Raw genomic sequence first — 17,996 nt, forward strand, 5'->3', positions numbered from 1 at the left:
AATTCGACAAAACTGTTTTGGAAATAACCAAAACAGTTTGTGTACTAGTATCTGTAGTGAGCAAAAGCCTTGTTTGCTTCAGCCATTTTGTGAGTATCTTCTCTCTTCTTAACAGCTGCTCCAGTATTGTTAGCTGCATCTAATAATTCTCCAGCTAATCTTTGAGCCATTAACTTTTCGCCTCTTTTTCTTGAAGCATCTAAGATCCATCTTAAACCTAAAGTCTGTCTTCTTTCTGGTCTTACTTCTATTGGAACTTGGTAGTTAGCACCACCTATTCTTCTAGCTTTAACTTCTAATAAAGGCATTACATTGTTCATAGCTTCTTCAAATACTTCTAAAGCTTCTTTGCCTGTTTTTTGCGCCATAATTTCAAACGCTTCGTAGCATATTTTTTGAGCTACTCCTTTTTTACCATCGATCATTACGTTATTTACTAACTTTGTAACAACTTTTGAGTTGTACATTGGATCTGGTAATACATCTCTCTTTGCGATATGTCCTTTTCTTGGCACTTTTCTTCCCTCCTTAACATGATAAATTTAAGTTCATTGGTACTCGGTAATATTTATTACCGTAAAGTGCTTCACTTCTTCATCTATATAAACTTAATTTATAAATCTATGTAAATGCTGAAGACAAGCACTGGTGTAGTTTAAACTACTTTTTTGCCTTCGGCTTCTTAGCACCGTACTTTGATCTTCCTTGCATTCTGTTAGCTACTCCAGCACAATCTAGTGCTCCTCTTACGATATGGTATCTAACACCAGGAAGGTCCTTAACTCTACCACCTCTTATAAGAACAACACTATGTTCTTGTAAGTTGTGTCCTACACCACCAATGTATGCAGTTACTTCGAATCCATTTGTAAGTCTTACTCTTGCGATTTTTCTTAACGCTGAGTTAGGCTTCTTAGGAGTTGTTGTTTTAACAACAGTACAAACCCCTCTTCTTTGTGGACACTCATTAAGTGCTGGTGCTGTTGACTTGTTGACAATAGTTTTTCTGCCTTTTCTAACTAATTGACTTATAGTTGGCATTATTTCACCTCCTGAAAATTATTTATCTATTTAATATTTAAGATAAAAGCTTTTTTACAAATTTAACATAAAATAAATATGTTAAATTAAATCATTTGATAAAATTTACATTTTACTAAACTGTAACAATGTGGTTTGATATTTTAAAACTTTATTTATCTAAATATATTAAGATTATAGAAGCAAAACTTAAATGTTTTGCTTCTATTAATCATATAAACATAATTTCGATAATATAGTTCAAAAATCACACAATTCGTATTTTATCATTTAAGTATATACATGTCAATAAAATTAAAATGTATTATTCTGTTATATTTAATACTTCTTCTTCTACTTCAACATCTTCAACGTCTAATTTTACTGATCTATATTTCATCATACCTGTTCCTGCTGGAATAAGTTTACCAATAATTACATTTTCCTTTAATCCTATTAATGGATCAACTTTTCCCTTTATAGCAGCTTCAGTAAGAACTCTTGTTGTTTCTTGGAATGATGCAGCTGATAAGAAACTATCTGTTGCTAAAGCAGCTTTAGTAATACCTAGTAAGGCCATTTCACCCTTAGCTTCTTCTCCACCAAATTCTCTTACTCTTGCATTTTCCTCATTAAAGTCGAACATATCTATCATTGTTCCTGGTAATAATTCAGTATCTCCTGAATCAGATACTTTAACCTTTCTAGTCATTTGTCTAACAACAACTTCTAAATGTTTATCATTAATATCAACACCTTGAAGTCTATAAACTTTTTGTACTTCTGAAAGTAAGTATCTTCTAGCTCCGTCAACACCTTTTATAGCCATGATATCATGAGGGTTTACTGAACCTTCTGTGATTTCATCTCCAGCTTCTATTTCATCACCATCAACAACTTTTAATCTAGATCCAAATGGTATTTCGTAACTACGTTCTTCACCATCTGCACCCATTACAAATACAGTTCTCTTCTTCTTAGTTTCTTCTATTCTTACATTACCAGTTATTTCACTTACTATAGCTAACCCCTTAGGTTTTCTAGCTTCAAATAATTCTTCAACTCTAGGAAGACCCTGAGTGATATCGGCTCCAACAACTCCACCTGTATGGAATGTTCTCATTGTAAGCTGAGTTCCTGGTTCCCCGATAGATTGTGCAGCTATTATACCAACAGCTTCACCTATATTTATCTTTTGAGCAGTAGCCATGTTCATACCGTAACATTTTGAACAAACTCCAACCTTACAGTTACATGTAAATACTGATCTAATTTTAACTTTTTTAATTCCTGTAGCAGCTACCTTTTCTGCCATATCTAAAGTTATATATTCATCAGCTGGAACCATAACTTCTCCTGTTTCTGGATGAAGTATCTCTTCAACTGTGTATCTACCATGAAGTCTTTCTGCTAATCCTTCAATTGCTTCATTTCCTTCTTTGATTTCTGATACATATATACCTTCTTTTGTACCACAATCAATTTCTCTTACGATAACATCTTGTGATACATCAACAAGTCTTCTTGTTAGATATCCTGAATCGGCAGTTTTAAGAGCAGTATCGGCATTACCTTTTCTAGCTCCATGAGTAGATATGAAGTACTCTAAAACTTCAAGACCTTCTCTAAATGATGCTCTAATTGGTAATTCGATAATCTTACCTGTAGGACTTGCCATAAGTCCTCTCATACCTGCTAATTGCTTAATTTGTGACTTAGAACCTCTGGCTCCTGAGTCCGCCATCATAAATATTGGGTTAAACTTATCCAAACTATTCATTAAGGCATCAGCAACTTCTTCAGTTGTTTTAGTCCATTTTTCTATAACTCTTTCATATCTTTCATGTTCAGATATGAAACCTCTCTTATACATCTTTTCAATTTTGCTAACAGTTTCATCAGCTTCTTTAAGTAAATCATACTTAGCATCTGGTACTATCATATCTGAAGCCGCTACTGTAACCGCTCCAATTGATGAATAATGGTAACCTAACGCTTTAATCTTGTCTAGCATAATAGATGTATTAGTTGGTCCATGAACTGCATAACATTTATCTATAAGTGTACCTAAAGATTTCTTAGTTATTAAGAAATCAACTTCTAAGTTAAACTTTCATCATCTTTAGTTCTATCTACAAATCCTAAGTCTTGTGGAATAGATTCATTAAAGATAACTTTACCTACTGTAGTTTTTATTATTCCAGATTTAAGTTCTCCATCAAATTCTTTGAACATTCTTACGCCTATTTGCGCATGAATTGCTATTTCACCTACTTCATAGGCCATAATAGCTTCATCTTTTGATGAGAATATTTTACCTTCTCCTTTAGCTGCATCCTTATCCATTGTTAGATAATATGAACCTAAAACCATATCTTGTGTAGGTACACAAACTGGCTTACCATCTGAAGGTTTCATTATATTTCCTGCCGCAAGCATTAAGAATCTCGCTTCTGCTTGAGCTTCTACTGATAAAGGTACGTGAACAGCCATTTGGTCTCCATCGAAATCGGCATTATATGCTGTACATACTAATGGATGTAGTTTGATTGCTCTACCTTCAACAAGTACTGGTTGGAAAGCTTGAATACCAAGTCTGTGTAGAGTAGGTGCACGGTTTAATAAAACTGGATGATCCGCAATAACTTCTTCAAGTATATCCCATACTTGATTATTTACTCTTTCAACCATTCTCTTAGCACTCTTAATATTATGTGCTACACCATCTTCTACTAACTTTTTCATTACAAAAGGCTTAAATAGTTCTAAAGCCATTTCTTTTGGAAGACCACATTGGTACATTTTTAACTCTGGACCAACAACGATAACTGATCTACCTGAGTAGTCAACTCTCTTACCAAGTAAGTTTTGTCTGAATCTTCCTTGCTTACCTTTAAGCATATCTGAAAGAGATTTTAGAGGTCTGTTTCCAGGACCTGTTACAGGTCTTCCTCTTCTACCGTTATCAATAAGCGCATCTACTGCTTCTTGTAACATTCTCTTTTCATTTCTAACGATTATATCAGGAGCTCCTAAATCTAAAAGCTTCTTTAATCTATTATTTCTGTTTATAACTCTTCTATATAAGTCATTTAAGTCAGATGTTGCAAATCTTCCCCCATCTAATTGAACCATAGGTCTTAAATCTGGTGGAATTACAGGTATTACATTTATAATCATCCATTTTGGATCATTCCCTGATTTTCTAAATGACTCAACAACTTCTAGTCTTCTTATAATTCTTACTTTCTTTTGACCTGTACTTGTTTTTAATTCTTCTTTAAGATCTCTTGATTGACCTTCTAAGTCGATTTCTCCAAGTAATTCTTGAATAGCTTCTGCTCCCATTCCAGCAACAAAGCTTTCATCACCATATTTATCTACAGCTTCTCTATATTCTTTTTCATTTAAAAGTTGTTTCTTTAATAATGGTGTTTCTTTAGGGTCAATTACTATATAAGATGCAAAGTATAATACTTTTTCTAAAGCTCTTGGTGACATATCCATAAGTAATCCCATTCTTGATGGAATACCTTTGAAGTACCAAATGTGAGATACAGGGGCAGCTAATTCAATGTGCCCCATTCTTTCTCTTCTTACTTTGGCTTTTGTAACTTCAACTCCACATCTGTCACAAACTATGCCCTTATATCTAACTCTTTTATATTTTCCACAATGACATTCCCAGTCTTTTATAGGTCCAAATATTCTTTCGCAGAATAGACCATCTCTTTCTGGTTTTAAAGTTCTATAATTTATAGTTTCCGGTTTCTTAACTTCTCCTCTTGACCATTCTCTAATTTGGCCAGGTGAAGCAAGCCCTATTTGGATAGCGTCAAAATTATTCAATTCAAACAAGGGTATATCCTCCCTTCAAATTTAGTGTTCATCATTTACAAAATCATCAAGTTCTAACTCTTCTTCATGGAATCCATCTAATGGGAAGTTTTCAAATTCAACATCCTCTTCAATTTCTTCTTCAACAACAGTGTAACTGTCATCTCCATTTGAAGTTTCACTTGTTACTAGTTCTTCTGTACCTTCTATGTTAACTTCTAAATCTGCCATATCTTCATCAGCAAATTCTTTTAATTTAACTTCTTGATTTTCGTCGTTTAATACTCTAACGTCTAAACATAAAGCTTGAAGTTCTTTAATTAGAACCTTGAATGATTCTGGAACTCCTGGTTCAGGAATATTTTCACCCTTAACTATAGCTTCATATGTTTTTACTCTACCTACAACATCATCTGACTTAACAGTTAATATTTCTTGTAGTGTATGCGCTGCACCATATGCTTCTAGTGCCCAAACTTCCATTTCACCGAATCTTTGACCACCAAATTGAGCTTTACCTCCAAGTGGTTGTTGAGTTACTAGTGAGTATGGTCCTGTTGATCTAGCATGTATCTTATCATCAACTAGATGGGCAAGTTTTAAGATATACATTATACCTACGGTAACAAGATTATCAAATGCTTCTCCTGTTCTACCATCATATAATACAGTTTTTCCATTCGCATTATATCCTGCCTTTTCAAGACATTCCTCTATATCATTTTCAGTTGCGCCATCAAATACTGGTGTTGCAATATGCCAACCTAATTGACTTGCAGCCCAACCTAAGTGAACTTCAAGAACCTGACCGATATTCATACGTGATGGAACCCCTAGTGGGTTTAAGCATATTTGTAGTGGTCTACCATCTGGTAAGAATGGCATATCTTCTTCAGGTAATACTCTTGAGATAACCCCTTTATTACCATGACGTCCAGCCATCTTATCCCCTACAGATATCTTTCTCTTTTGAGCTATATAACATCTTACTAATTCATTAACTCCTGGATTTAATTCATCACCGTTTTCTCTAGTAAACACTTTAACGTCTACTATTATTCCAGATTCTCCATGAGGAACTCTTAAAGATGTATCTCTAACTTCTCTTGCTTTTTCACCGAATATAGCTCTTAATAATCTTTCTTCTGCTGTTAATTCAGTTTCACCCTTTGGTGTTACTTTACCAACAAGTATATCTCCTGATCTAACTTCTGCACCGATTCTGATTATTCCTCTATCATCTATATCCTTTAAAGCATCTTCACTTACATTTGGAATATCTCTAGTTATTTCTTCCGGTCCTAACTTTGTATCTCTCGCTTCACATTCATATTCTTCTATATGAATTGAAGTAAATACATCTTCTCTAACTAATTCTTCAGAGATTAACATAGCATCTTCGTAGTTATAACCTTCCCAAGTTATAAAGCCCATTCTGATGTTTTTACCTAATGATATTTCTCCTAAATCAGTTGATGGTCCATCAGCTAATACTTGGTTTTTAAATACTATTTCACCTTTATCAACTAATGGTCTTTGGTTAATACAAGTACCTTGGTTACTTCTCTTGAATTTTAGAAGTTTATAAGTATCTATACCACCATCTAATTCTCTTTTTATTCTTATTTCGCTTGCGCTTACATAAACAACTGTACCAGCATTCTTAGCCTTTGGAAGAACTCCTGAATCTACAGCTGCCTTAAATTCTATACCAGTACCTACTATTGGAGCTTGTGGCTTTAATAATGGAACTGCTTGACGTTGCATGTTTGAACCCATCAGTGCTCTAGATGCATCATCATTTTCAAGGAAAGGTATCATAGCTGTTGCTACAGAAACGATTTGTCTTGGTGAAACATCAATTAAATCTACTTCTTCTGCATTAACAACTAATACTTCATGCTTAAATCTTACTGTAACTCTGCTATCAACGAACTTTCTATTTTCACCAATAGGTTCTTTAGCTTGAGCAACTAGATATTGATCTTCTTCATCAGCAGTAAAGTATCTAATTTCATCTGTAATAATACCTTTTTCTTTATCTATAACTCTATATGGAGTTTCTATAAATCCATATTCATTTACTTTTGCATATGTTGCAAGTGAGTTGATTAATCCTATATTTGGACCTTCTGGCGTTTCTATAGGACACATTCTACCATAATGTGAATGGTGAACGTCTCTTACTTCGAAACCAGCTCTTTCTCTTGAAAGACCTCCTGGTCCTAAAGCTGATAATCTTCTCTTATGTGTTAATTCTGATAATGGATTTGTTTGATCCATGAATTGAGACAATTGTGAACTACCAAAGAATTCTTTAATAGCTGCAGCAACTGGTCTAATATTAATTAACATTTGCGGAGTTATTGATTCTTGGTCTTGAATAGTCATTCTTTCCTTAACTACTCTTTCCATTCTTGATAAACCAATTCTAAATTGATTTTGTAATAACTCTCCAACAGATCTTAATCTTCTGTTTCCTAAATGATCGATATCATCTACATATCCTATTTCATAAGGTAATCCTAATTCATAGCTTATTGTAGCAAAAATATCTTCTCTTATTATATGTTTAGGAATTAATCTGTTTATGTTTCTCTTTATTTCTTCTTTTATAGTTGCTTCATCATCATAATTATCAAGTATTTCTTTTAAAGTAGGATAGTGAACTAATTCTTTAATATTTAAGTCATCAATATTAAATGAAATATGTTTAGTAATATCAACAAAGTGATTACCTATTACTTTTAATACTCTATCTTCTACTAAAATATCTACTGAATTAATACCTACATTTTGAATTTCTTCAGCTAAACTTCTGCTAATTTTTTGGCCTTGCTCAACCATAATTTCTCCTGTTTGAGGATTAACTATGTCTTCTGCAGCTACTTGATTAACAAGTCTTAAGTTTAGTGCCAACTTTTTGTTGAATTTGTATCTACCAACTCTTGATAAATCATATCTCTTTGCGTCAAAGAATAATGAATCTATTAGAGATATAGCACTATCAACTGTAGGTGGTTCGCCTGGTCTTAATCTTTTATAGATTTCTAATAAGGCTTCTTCTTTAGTCTTTGTATTATCTTTTTCAATCGTTGCCTTAAATCTTTCATCTTCACCAAAGTACTCTAAAAGTTCTTGATCACTTCCAAGTCCCATAGCTCTTCCTAATATAGATATTGGAAGTTTTCTTGTTTTATCTATTCTTACATAGATAATATCGTTAGAATCTGTTTCATATTCTAACCAAGCACCTCTGTTAGGAATTACAGTTGATGAATATAACTTTTTACCAGTCTTATCAACACTATAATTGTAATAAACACCTGGTGATCTTACTAATTGGCTAACAATTACTCTTTCAGCACCGTTTATGATGAAAGTTCCTTGTTCAGTCATTAGTGGGAAATCACCCATAAATACTTCTTGTTCTTTAATTTCTCCAGTTTCATTATTTTGTAATCTTACTGAAACTTTTAATGGTGCAGCATAAGTTGCGTCTCTTTCCTTACACTCTTCCACTGAGTACTTAATATTTTCCATATCAAGTTTATAGTCAATAAATTCAAGTACTAGATTTCCAGTAAAGTTTGTTATCGGATTAACGTCATCAAATACTTCATGAAGACCTTCCTTTAAAAACCACTGATAAGAATCTAATTGTACTTCAATAAGATTTGGCATTTCAGTTACGTCTTTAACCTTACCAAAACTCATTCTAGTTCTTTTTCCAACTTGGACAGGATGTACCATGAATTTTCACCCCTTGTATAAAACTAAAATAACCAAAAGCATACTTCCCCTAAGGACTTACGCTTTCGGACAGCATCACTTATTAGTATAACCACATCTGTTCTTGATTATACCTATTTTCAATTTGAATATAGACTTATCCATATTGAATAGTACATTTTATGATAGTATCATAATTGTTTTGTGTTGTCAATATTTAATACCTGTTAGTATAAATTTTTAAGTATAATTTAATTTTTATAAACCAAAACATTATAAAACTATATAAAGTATCCCAGGAATATGATATTTTATATAGTTTCATTTAGGCAATTAAAAAGGTGCCATTACAGCACCTTTTTATATAAAGTTTAAATTACTTTATTTCTACTTCTGCTCCAACTTCAGCTAATTTAGCTTTCATATCTTCAGCAGCTTCCTTTGATACAGCTTCCTTAAGTGTCTTAGGAGCTCCATCAACTATTTCCTTAGCTTCTTTTAATCCTAATCCAGTTAATTCTCTAACTACTTTGATAACCTTTATTTTTTGTCCACCAGCGTTAGCTAATATTACATCAAATTCAGTCTTTTCTTCAGCAGCAGCACCTGCAACAGCACCACCTGCAACTGCTACTGGAGCAGCAGCACTAACACCGAACTCCTCTTCGCAAGCTTTTACTAATTCATTTAATTCTAAAACGCTCATTTCTTTAATAGCTTGAATTATATCTTCTCTTGTCATTATAATTGCACCTCCAAATTTTTTAATCAGTTATTATTCAGCTGATTCTGATTCTTTTTTTTCTTTAATTGCATTTAATAAGTATGCAAGGTTTGATAATGGAGCCTTGAAGCTTCCAAGAAGTTTTGCAATAAGCACTTCTTTTGGTGGTATTGTAGCAAGTTGTTCAACTTCTGCCTTATTGTAGATAGTTCCATCTACTATACCAGCCTTTAATTCTAATTTCTTATGATCCTTTGCAAATGTGTGTAACACTCTTGCAGGAGCAGTAGCATCTTCGTATCCGAAAGCTATTGAAACAGGTCCTTCTAAGTATTGTTCTACACCATCTAAACCTAATTCTTTAGCAGCTAATGTTACTAAGCTATTCTTATAAACTTTGTATTCAACACCAGCTTCTCTTAAAGATTTTCTTAAAGCTGTATCTTCTTCAACAGTTAAACCTTGATATTGAGCTAAAACTACCGCTTGAGCTTTTTCAAGTTTTTCTTTTATTTCAGCTACTTTAGCTTCTTTAATTTGTCTATTCTTGTTCATTACTGTGTGTCCACCTCCTCACAGTCTTCAAACTGCAAATTTATATTAAGAAAGGCCTTCCCATCGACGCAGGAAGACCAATAATCACTAACCTTGGCATTCCTAGGTAGGTGATTATCTTTAAACCTTTCGGCACCTACTGTCTTTGGAAACAGTATTTTCTTTTACAACAGAACTTATTATATTACATAAGTTCTATGATGTCAATATTAATCTAAAACTTTTGTTGGATTAACTTTTGCTCCAGGTCCCATTGTGCTTGAAACAGATACTGACTTAACGTATTGTCCCTTAGCAGCTGCTGGTTTAGCCTTAACTAAAGCGTCCATTAAAGCATGGAAGTTTTGTTGTAATTTTTCAACACCAAATGACTTCTTACCGATTGGGCAGTGAACGATAGCAGTTTTATCAACTCTATATTCTACTTTACCAGCTTTTATTTCAGCTATTGCCTTAGCAACATCAAATGTAACTGTACCTGATTTTGGGTTTGGCATTAATCCCTTAGGTCCTAAAACTCTACCGATTCTACCAACAACACCCATCATATCTGGTGTAGCTACAACTACATCGTAGTCAAACCAGTTTTCGCTTTGAATCTTTTGAACTAAATCTTCAGCTCCAACGAAATCTGCTCCAGCTTCTTGAGCTTCTTTAGCCTTTTCACCTTTAGCAAATACTAATACTCTTACAGTTTTACCAGTTCCGTTTGGAAGAACTACTGCTCCTCTAACTTGTTGGTCTGCATGTCTTGGGTCAACCCCTAATCTAACGTGTAATTCTATAGTTTCATCAAATTTAGCTTTTGCAGTTTTAACAGCTAAGTCTAAAGCTTCTGATGGAGTATATAGAACATTTTTATCTATTAATTTTGCACTTTCAATATAATTCTTTCCCATAATTTGCCTCCTTTGTGGTTTTAACGGTTTTTACCTCCCACGCTTTTACGAATTACTCTTCAATAGTTACGCCCATACTTCTTGCAGTACCTTCGATCATGCTCATAGCAGTTTCGATTGTTGCTGCGTTTAAGTCTGGCATTTTTAATTCAGCAATTTTTCTTACTTGATCCTTTGTTAACTTACCAACCTTAGTTCTGTTTGGAACTCCTGAACCACTTTCTAGTCCTAATTCCTTTTTGATAAGAACTGCTGCTGGAGGAGTCTTTAAGATAAAACTAAAAGATCTATCTTGGTAAACTGTTATAACTACTGGTATTATTAAACCAGCTTGATTAGCAGTTTTTGCGTTGAACTCCTTACAGAAACCCATAATATTAACACCATGTTGACCTAATGCTGGCCCAACTGGTGGTGCTGGTGTTGCCTTACCTGCAGCAAGTTGAAGTTTGATCATTCCTGTTACTTTCTTAGCCATGTATTTTTCCTCCTATACTGTGGTAATACGGACTTTTTAGTCCTCCCACTTTATTAAAACATTAGCTTATAATTTATTAAACTAATTTTTCAACTTGTGTAAAATCTAGTTCAGCTAGAGTTTCTCTGCCGAACATATCGATTGATGCTTTTATTTTGCGTTTTTCTAAATTAATCTCTTGAATAGTCGCTACAAATTCTCTTAGCGGACCTGAGATAACTCTTACGCTTTCCCCTACTTCTAAGTCTATTTCAATAGGTGTTTCTATAACTCCCATTGATTCAACTTCATCATCAGTAAGCGGTACTGGTTTAGACGCTGGACCAACAAATCCTGTTACGCCTCTTGTATTTCTAACCACATACCATGATTCATCTGTCATTAGCATTTTTACTAACACATATCCAGGGAATTTCTTTTTAAGAGAAATCTTTTGTTTACCATCTTTCTCTTCTATAACTTCTTCCATAGGCACTTGAATGTCTTGAAGTAAGTTTTCAAGATTTCTGTTTTCGATGGTCTTTTCAAGATTTGCTTTTACTTTGTTTTCATAGCCTGAGTATGTGTGTACAACATACCATCTTGCTCTATCACTCATATTTTCTTAATAGGTGAAAACCACCTAAACCTCCTTATTTCAATTTTAACAATAATTCAAAGAGGTTTTGAAAAATATAATCTAACCCGCCTACTAATATCATATATATTAGAGCTACTACGCCAACTGCAATTAACGCTTTTTTAGTGTCATTTTTAGAAGGCCAAGTTATTCTTTTAACTTCTGCCTTAACCTCTCTAAAAAATTTAGATATTCCACCTTTTTCAGATGGAGTTTTAGTTAAATTTACATTTTCCTTAACAGCCATTATACTTCACATCCTTATTTCTCGTGAGCATGTGCATCTATTATATTAGCTAATTATTTTGTTTCTCTATGAAGTGTATGCTTCTTACAGAACTTGCAGTATTTTTGCATGTCTAATCTGTCTGGGTTATTCTTCTTGTTCTTCATTGAATTGTAATTTCTTTGCTTACACTCTGTGCATGCTAAAGTTATCTTTACTCTCACAGTCTGCACCTCCAGTTTATCGTAAATAATATCAAAACTTATTTGCTCTAATGTTATTTTATTCGTTAATTACTTAAACACATTATCACAAATAAAGTATTATGTCAATATATCAACCTTTGTAAAGGACTAGGTAAACAAACCCAGTCCTATTACTTATATGTTATATATGTCTTATTCGATTATGCTAGTAACAACTCCTGAACCTACAGTTCTTCCACCTTCTCTGATAGCGAATCTTAATCCTTCATCCATTGCTACTTGAGTGATTAATTCAACGTTCATATCAATGTGGTCTCCTGGCATAACCATTTCCATTCCGTCTGGTAATTTGATTGATCCAGTAACGTCTGTTGTTCTGAAGTAGAATTGTGGTCTGTATCCATCGAAGAATGGAGTATGTCTTCCACCTTCTTCTTTCTTAAGTACGTATACTTGACCTACGAACTTGCTGTGTGGCTTAACTGATCCAGTCTTTGCTAATACTTGACCTCTTTCGATGTCTGTTCTTTGAACACCTCTTAAAAGAACTCCTACGTTATCTCCAGCTTGTGCTTCGTCTAGTAACTTTCTGAACATTTCTATTCCTGTTACTACTACTTTTCTGCTTTCTTCTGATAATCCAACGATTTCTACTTCGTCTCCTACGTGAAGAACTCCTCTTTCAACTCTTCCTGTTGCAACTGTTCCTCTACCAGTGATTGTGAATACATCTTCTACTGGCATTAAGAATGGCTTATCTGTTGCTCTTTCTGGTGTTGGAATATAGCTATCTACTGCTTCCATTAATTCTAAGATTGGAGCGATTGCTTTTTCATCTGTTGGGTTTTCTAATGCTACTAAAGCTGATCCCTTGATTACTGGAATATCATCTCCTGGGAAGTTGTATTCTGATAATAATTCTCTAACTTCCATTTCTACTAATTCTAATAATTCTTCGTCATCTACCATATCTGCCTTGTTTAAGAATACTACGATATAGTCAACACCAACTCTTGATGCTAGTAGTATATGTTCTCTTGTTTGTGGCATTGGACCATCTGCTGCTGAACAAACTAGGATTGCTCCATCCATTTGTGCTGCTCCTGTGATCATGTTCTTAACATAGTCAGCATGTCCTGGACAGTCAACGTGTGCATAGTGTCTGTTGTCTGTTTGGTATTCAACGTGTGCTGTATTGATTGTGATTCCTCTTTCTTTTTCTTCTGGAGCCTTATCAATTTCATCATATTTGAATGATTCTGCTAATCCTCTGTTTGCTAAAACAGTTGTGATTGCAGCTGTTAATGTAGTCTTACCGTGGTCAACGTGACCAATTGTTCCAATGTTTACGTGTGGTTTGCTTCTTTCGAATTTTTGCTTTGCCATTGTAAATTCCTCCTTTAATCTTTCTAATAAACTTTGCCTAGCGTTTTGTACTTTTTAAAATATGTTGAAATTATAAATGTAAAATCAACTATACTGGAGCTCACGATCGGGATTGAACCGACGACCTCCGCCTTACCAAGGCGACGCTCTACCAACTGAGCTACGTGAGCACTCTTGCTTGCTCTGTAGTTTAATATACCAATTATAAAGTTTACTATTATTTAAAACCTTTGTCAATAAAAAATAAATACTTTATTTTCTAGTATCTAAACATTTTTCTAGTTTCCTTTTTACTCTTTGTAAAGCGTTATCTATAGACTTTGATTGTCTGTCTAAATCACATGCAATTTCTTGATATGATTTCCCATCTAAATAGGATTGAAGCACTTCTAGCTCTAAACTTGATAGAACCTTTTGCATCTCTCCTTCTATACTTTTCATTTGCTCTTCTCCTATTATGAGTTCTTCAGGATCACTTATTCTAAATCCTGAAAGAATATCTAATAGTGTTCTATCAGATTCTTCTTCATAAATAGGTTTATTTAATGATACATATGTATTTAAAGGAATATGTTTTTGTCTTGTTGCAGTTTTAATAGCTGTTATAATTTGTCTTGTTACACAAAGTTCTGCAAAAGCTTTAAAACTTGTTAACTTATCTGTTTTAAAATCTCTTATAGCTTTATATAACCCAATCATCCCTTCTTGATATATATCTTCTTTGTCTGCCCCAATAAGAAAATATGATTTTGATTTTAGTTTTACAAAGTTTTCATATTTAGATATTAGATACTCTTGGGCTCGTATATTTCCTTTCTGGGATTCGACTACAATTTCTTCATCCAGCATATCTTCAAAGCCAATAACAGTTTCTGCAACACATCCCTTATTATCCACACTTTTTCCCCCTCAACCCCATATTTTTTTCTACAATTACATCCTATTTGTATTATTTTATTCAAATAATTTACTTACTTCTTCTCATAGCTTCTAACTTTAGTAAAGTTTCATTGTTAATATTGTCACCTAAATGATTTTTATTAACTGTATAATTCTTTCTCGTTTTATTTTTTATAAGTAACTCTGATTGTATTATATCATTGTAAAACTCTAAAGCTGATACTCTTACAGCACCTCTTTGAAATATAGTTTGTTGCTCTAGCCAATCTGAAGTAACTACGTAAACTTCAAATTTTCTTCCTAGATTATGGACTTCTCTTTCAATATAAGAATCTGCCGTTTCTCCATCTTTAGTAAATACTACAGTTATATTTTTATTAATACTTTCTTTTTTCTCTATACTTCCACTAACTTTATGAGCATCAAAAACTATAACAATTTTACAATCATTATACACTCCATAATTATGTAGTATATCTATTAAATTTTGTCTTGTTCCTTGGAAGCTATGGTCTTTTTCATTTTTCAAATTAGGCCAACTATTAACTACATTGTATCCATCAACAAATATGATCTTCACAATTTACCTCTTTTATATTTCCAAGTTTATTTTGATAGTCTTCCCTTTAATACTTCATACATCATTATACCACCTGCAACTGAAGCATTTAAAGAGTTAATTTTTCCTATCATCGGAATTTTAACTAACTTATCACATTTTTTTAATGTTAATTTAGATATACCTCTTCCTTCACTCCCAATAACAATTGCACATGGTCCATTAAAGTTAACTTCATAACTATACTCTGTACCTTCTATATCAGCTCCATATACCCAAACGCCTTCTTCTTTTAATTCATCTATTATAGCATTTATATTTGTTACTTTTGCTATATTCATATGCTCTATAGCTCCTACTGAACATTTATATACTGTTGATGTTATTCCAACATTTCTTCTTTTTGGTATTATAATTCCATGCGCCCCACATAACTCTGCAGTTCTTATTATTGAACCTAAATTGTGTGGGTCCTCTATTTCATCTAAGATTATTATAAATGGATCTTCATTTTTTTCTTTAGCTATTTTTAATATATCTACAACTTCACAATATTTAAATGGCGTAACTAAAGCTATTGTTCCTTGATGATTTGCGCCTTCACTCATTGAGTCTAGTTTTTTTCTATCAACTTCTTTAATAACAATGCTCTTCTCTCTTGCTAAGTTTATTATAGCTTTAATTGATCCTTCTACATCACCTTTTGCTATATATAAGCACTCTATAGTTCTATCACTTTTTAAAACTTCCATAACGGCATTTCTACCAACTATTAAGTCTTCTCTCATTGATTGTACATTTTTAGAAGTATTCTCCTTATTTTCTATGTACTCTTGATTATTATTATACTCTCTTCCTTTTCTAGGTTCTCTAAAGTTTCTCTTAGAATTTTTATTGCTTCCTGAAAAAACTTCTCTCTCTAATCTAGCATTTTTTCTTTCTAATCTAGTTCCTTTCGTCACTATAATCACTCCTATTCCTTATATTTATTATAATTCTATCTTTACACTAGTTTCTAATACCTTTGTTAGTCTTTCTTTATCTCCAATTAAATATAAATACCCTACTAAAGCTTCAAAGCCTGTTGCATTTCTATAGTCTCTTACATCAGCATTTTTAGGTACTGTAGCAGACTTTGCATTTCTACCTCTCTTATAAATATAAAGTTCTTCTTCTGTTAACATGTCTTCTATATTATGCATTATTGTAGACTGGCTCTTAGCTTTTACATAACCTATAGCTTTTACATGCATTTTATGAGCTGATAAATCAGTATTTTCTGTAAGTATATAATTTCTTATGTATATTTCATATACCCCATCCCCTATCAATGCTAATTGCAAAGGATTTAATTGTCTTGCCTCTTCTTTACTAAATTCTCTAATTTTTAAATCATCTAACATGATTCTCTCCTTTAAATAAAGGCTGCAATATTGCAGCCTTGATATTTTAATTAATCTTTTTCCATCTAACTCCTTGTGGAGTATCTTCTAATACTATATTTCTAGCTTTAAGATCATCTCTTATCTTATCTGCTAAGGCAAAATCTCTATCTTTTCTTGCTTGTTGTCTTTGTTCAATTAATGCTTCAATTTCATCTTCTAAACTTCCTTTAGTTGAGTTTTGAAGTATTCCTAACGGTAGTCCTAATTCTTTTATTAATTCGAGAGCTTTTTCACATAATTCTTTTGATGACTCTATTGTTATATTGCTATTTGTATCTTTAATTAAATCAAATATAGCTGTTATAGCATCTGCTGTATTAAAATCATCATCCATTTTCTCTATATATTTTTGTCTGTATTTATCTAATGATATTAAGTATTCTTTTTCTTTATCATCCATTTTTTCTTTTGTTACTTCATCAATAAGATTTTCTAAGTTTGATATAGCATTATATAGTCTTTCAATTGATGCTTTAGCTGAATCTAATAACTCTTTACTAAAATTCAATTGTACTCTATAGTGTCCTGATAGCATTAAAAATCTTATTACATCTGCTTCATAATCTTTTAAAGCATCTCTAGCTGTTAAGAAATTGTTTAATGACTTAGACATTTTTTGATTATTAACATTTAAAAATGCCCCATGTACCCAGTAATTTGCAAAAGTCTTCCCTGTTAATGCTTCACTTTGGGCAATTTCATTTTCATGGTGTGGGAAAGCTAAATCCATACCACCTGCATGTATATCTATAGTATCGCCTAATAGTTTTTTAGCCATACATGAACACTCTATATGCCAACCTGGTCTTCCCATTCCCCAAGGACTTTCCCAAGCAGGTTCACCTGGTTTTTGAGACTTCCAAACAGCAAAATCCATAGGATCTTCTTTTCTTTCATCTACATTTATTCTAGCTCCAGCTTGTAAATCTTCTAGATTTTGACCTACTAATTTCCCATAACCTTCAAATTTCTTTGTTCTAAAATATACATCTCCATCAACTTCATATGCATATCCCTTTTCTATTAAACTTTCTACAAATTCAATAATATCTGATATATATTCAGTTGCTCTTGGATTTACTGATGCTCTTTTTATATTTAATCCATCAGCATCTTTATAATACTCACAAATATATTTATCACCTATCTCTTTAACAGTAGTTGATTCTTCATTTGCTTTCTTTATCATCTTATCATCAATATCTGTAAAGTTTTGTATAAATGTTACATCATAACCTCTATACTCTAGATATCTTCTTATTGTATCAAAAATAATAAAAGTTCTGCCGTTTCCTATATGAAAATAATTGTACACTGTAGGTCCACAAACATACATTTTCACCTTACCTGGAGTTATAGGAATAAATTCTTCTTTTTTTCTAGTTAAAGAATTGTAAATCTTCATTGCAG

General features: G+C 32.8%; 16 protein-coding genes, 1 tRNA gene, 1 pseudogene and 1 other annotated feature. All 18 genes and pseudogenes read right to left on the bottom strand.

The window, feature by feature from the left end; translation table 11 throughout:
* Nucleotides 1–44: 44 nt before the first annotated feature.
* The 18 genes and pseudogenes from rpsG to cysS all read right to left on the bottom strand — a co-directional run bounded on the left by rpsG (nucleotide 45) and on the right by cysS (nucleotide 17,991).
* Nucleotides 45–515 carry a 30S ribosomal protein S7 gene (gene rpsG / locus BTM21_RS11215; protein WP_021876936.1) on the bottom strand — a complete coding sequence of 157 codons (471 nt, stop codon included), beginning with the start codon at nucleotides 513–515 and terminating at the stop codon, nucleotides 45–47.
* A 145-nt stretch (nucleotides 516–660) separates the two neighbouring features.
* On the bottom strand, nucleotides 661–1,041 hold the full coding sequence (gene rpsL, locus BTM21_RS11220; RefSeq protein ID WP_021876935.1) for a 30S ribosomal protein S12: 381 nt from the start codon (nucleotides 1,039–1,041) through the stop codon (nucleotides 661–663).
* A 304-nt stretch (nucleotides 1,042–1,345) separates the two neighbouring features.
* Nucleotides 1,346–4,878, bottom strand: a pseudogene (gene rpoC, locus BTM21_RS11225) (DNA-directed RNA polymerase subunit beta').
* A 21-nt stretch (nucleotides 4,879–4,899) separates the two neighbouring features.
* Nucleotides 4,900–8,610, bottom strand: a complete 3,711-nt coding sequence (rpoB, locus tag BTM21_RS11230) for a DNA-directed RNA polymerase subunit beta (RefSeq protein ID WP_021876933.1) — start codon at nucleotides 8,608–8,610, stop codon at nucleotides 4,900–4,902.
* Nucleotides 8,611–8,965: 355 nt separating this feature from the next.
* A complete protein-coding gene (gene rplL, locus BTM21_RS11235) occupies nucleotides 8,966–9,331 on the bottom strand; it encodes a 50S ribosomal protein L7/L12 (protein WP_021876932.1) in 366 nt (121 codons plus the stop codon).
* A gap of 33 nt (nucleotides 9,332–9,364) precedes the next feature.
* Complete coding sequence (rplJ, locus tag BTM21_RS11240) at nucleotides 9,365–9,868, bottom strand: 50S ribosomal protein L10 (protein WP_021876931.1); 504 nt, start codon at nucleotides 9,866–9,868, stop codon at nucleotides 9,365–9,367.
* Nucleotides 9,869–9,906: 38 nt separating this feature from the next.
* Nucleotides 9,907–10,035 (bottom strand) — a sequence feature (ribosomal protein L10 leader region).
* A 42-nt stretch (nucleotides 10,036–10,077) separates the two neighbouring features.
* On the bottom strand, nucleotides 10,078–10,767 hold the full coding sequence (rplA, locus tag BTM21_RS11245; protein WP_021876930.1) for a 50S ribosomal protein L1: 690 nt from the start codon (nucleotides 10,765–10,767) through the stop codon (nucleotides 10,078–10,080).
* Between the two features lie 52 nt (nucleotides 10,768–10,819).
* Nucleotides 10,820–11,245 (bottom strand): 50S ribosomal protein L11, encoded by a 426-nt coding sequence (rplK, locus tag BTM21_RS11250; RefSeq protein WP_021876929.1) that lies wholly within the window; start codon nucleotides 11,243–11,245, stop codon nucleotides 10,820–10,822.
* A 76-nt stretch (nucleotides 11,246–11,321) separates the two neighbouring features.
* Entirely contained in the window at nucleotides 11,322–11,843 is a 522-nt protein-coding gene (nusG, locus tag BTM21_RS11255) for a transcription termination/antitermination protein NusG (protein ID WP_021876928.1), read from the bottom strand.
* A gap of 34 nt (nucleotides 11,844–11,877) precedes the next feature.
* A complete protein-coding gene (gene secE / locus BTM21_RS11260; RefSeq protein WP_021876927.1) occupies nucleotides 11,878–12,111 on the bottom strand; it encodes a preprotein translocase subunit SecE in 234 nt (77 codons plus the stop codon).
* A 53-nt stretch (nucleotides 12,112–12,164) separates the two neighbouring features.
* Complete coding sequence (rpmG, locus tag BTM21_RS11265; RefSeq protein WP_021876926.1) at nucleotides 12,165–12,314, bottom strand: 50S ribosomal protein L33; 150 nt, start codon at nucleotides 12,312–12,314, stop codon at nucleotides 12,165–12,167.
* A gap of 174 nt (nucleotides 12,315–12,488) precedes the next feature.
* Nucleotides 12,489–13,682: an elongation factor Tu gene (gene tuf, locus BTM21_RS11270; protein ID WP_079481046.1), complete on the bottom strand. Its 1,194-nt coding sequence runs from the start codon at nucleotides 13,680–13,682 to the stop codon at nucleotides 12,489–12,491.
* Nucleotides 13,683–13,776: 94 nt separating this feature from the next.
* A tRNA-Thr gene (locus tag BTM21_RS11275) sits at nucleotides 13,777–13,852 on the bottom strand.
* Nucleotides 13,853–13,934: 82 nt separating this feature from the next.
* Nucleotides 13,935–14,579, bottom strand: coding sequence for an RNA polymerase sporulation sigma factor SigH (gene sigH, locus BTM21_RS11280; RefSeq protein ID WP_079481045.1), 645 nt, complete (start codon nucleotides 14,577–14,579; stop codon nucleotides 13,935–13,937).
* Between the two features lie 70 nt (nucleotides 14,580–14,649).
* The gene (locus tag BTM21_RS11285) at nucleotides 14,650–15,162 is read right to left on the bottom strand and encodes an NYN domain-containing protein (protein WP_021876924.1); all 513 of its coding nucleotides are present in this window, start codon (nucleotides 15,160–15,162) and stop codon (nucleotides 14,650–14,652) included.
* A gap of 26 nt (nucleotides 15,163–15,188) precedes the next feature.
* Nucleotides 15,189–16,103 (bottom strand): 23S rRNA (guanosine(2251)-2'-O)-methyltransferase RlmB, encoded by a 915-nt coding sequence (rlmB, locus tag BTM21_RS11290; protein WP_021876923.1) that lies wholly within the window; start codon nucleotides 16,101–16,103, stop codon nucleotides 15,189–15,191.
* Nucleotides 16,104–16,130: 27 nt separating this feature from the next.
* Entirely contained in the window at nucleotides 16,131–16,544 is a 414-nt protein-coding gene (locus BTM21_RS11295) for a Mini-ribonuclease 3 (protein ID WP_021876922.1), read from the bottom strand.
* A gap of 46 nt (nucleotides 16,545–16,590) precedes the next feature.
* Nucleotides 16,591–17,991, bottom strand: a complete 1,401-nt coding sequence (gene cysS, locus BTM21_RS11300) for a cysteine--tRNA ligase (RefSeq protein WP_021876921.1) — start codon at nucleotides 17,989–17,991, stop codon at nucleotides 16,591–16,593.
* Nucleotides 17,992–17,996 lie beyond the last annotated feature (5 nt).

The organism is Clostridium chauvoei, from assembly GCF_002327185.1.
GTDB lineage: Bacteria > Bacillota > Clostridia > Clostridiales > Clostridiaceae > Clostridium > Clostridium chauvoei.

Coding starts and splice junctions, on each gene's coding strand:
- rplK (WP_021876929.1), bottom strand. CDS start 11,245: ATGGCTAAGAAAGTAACAGGAATGATCAAACTTCAACTTGCTGCAGGT.
- cysS (WP_021876921.1), bottom strand. CDS start 17,991: ATGAAGATTTACAATTCTTTAACTAGAAAAAAAGAAGAATTTATTCCT.
- tuf (WP_079481046.1), bottom strand. CDS start 13,682: ATGGCAAAGCAAAAATTCGAAAGAAGCAAACCACACGTAAACATTGGA.
- nusG (WP_021876928.1), bottom strand. CDS start 11,843: ATGAGTGATAGAGCAAGATGGTATGTTGTACACACATACTCAGGCTAT.
- rpoB (WP_021876933.1), bottom strand. CDS start 8,610: ATGGTACATCCTGTCCAAGTTGGAAAAAGAACTAGAATGAGTTTTGGT.
- secE (WP_021876927.1), bottom strand. CDS start 12,111: ATGGCTGTTAAGGAAAATGTAAATTTAACTAAAACTCCATCTGAAAAA.
- BTM21_RS11295 (WP_021876922.1), bottom strand. CDS start 16,544: ATGTTAGATGATTTAAAAATTAGAGAATTTAGTAAAGAAGAGGCAAGA.
- rplL (WP_021876932.1), bottom strand. CDS start 9,331: ATGACAAGAGAAGATATAATTCAAGCTATTAAAGAAATGAGCGTTTTA.
- rpsL (WP_021876935.1), bottom strand. CDS start 1,041: ATGCCAACTATAAGTCAATTAGTTAGAAAAGGCAGAAAAACTATTGTC.
- rplJ (WP_021876931.1), bottom strand. CDS start 9,868: ATGAACAAGAATAGACAAATTAAAGAAGCTAAAGTAGCTGAAATAAAA.
- rplA (WP_021876930.1), bottom strand. CDS start 10,767: ATGGGAAAGAATTATATTGAAAGTGCAAAATTAATAGATAAAAATGTT.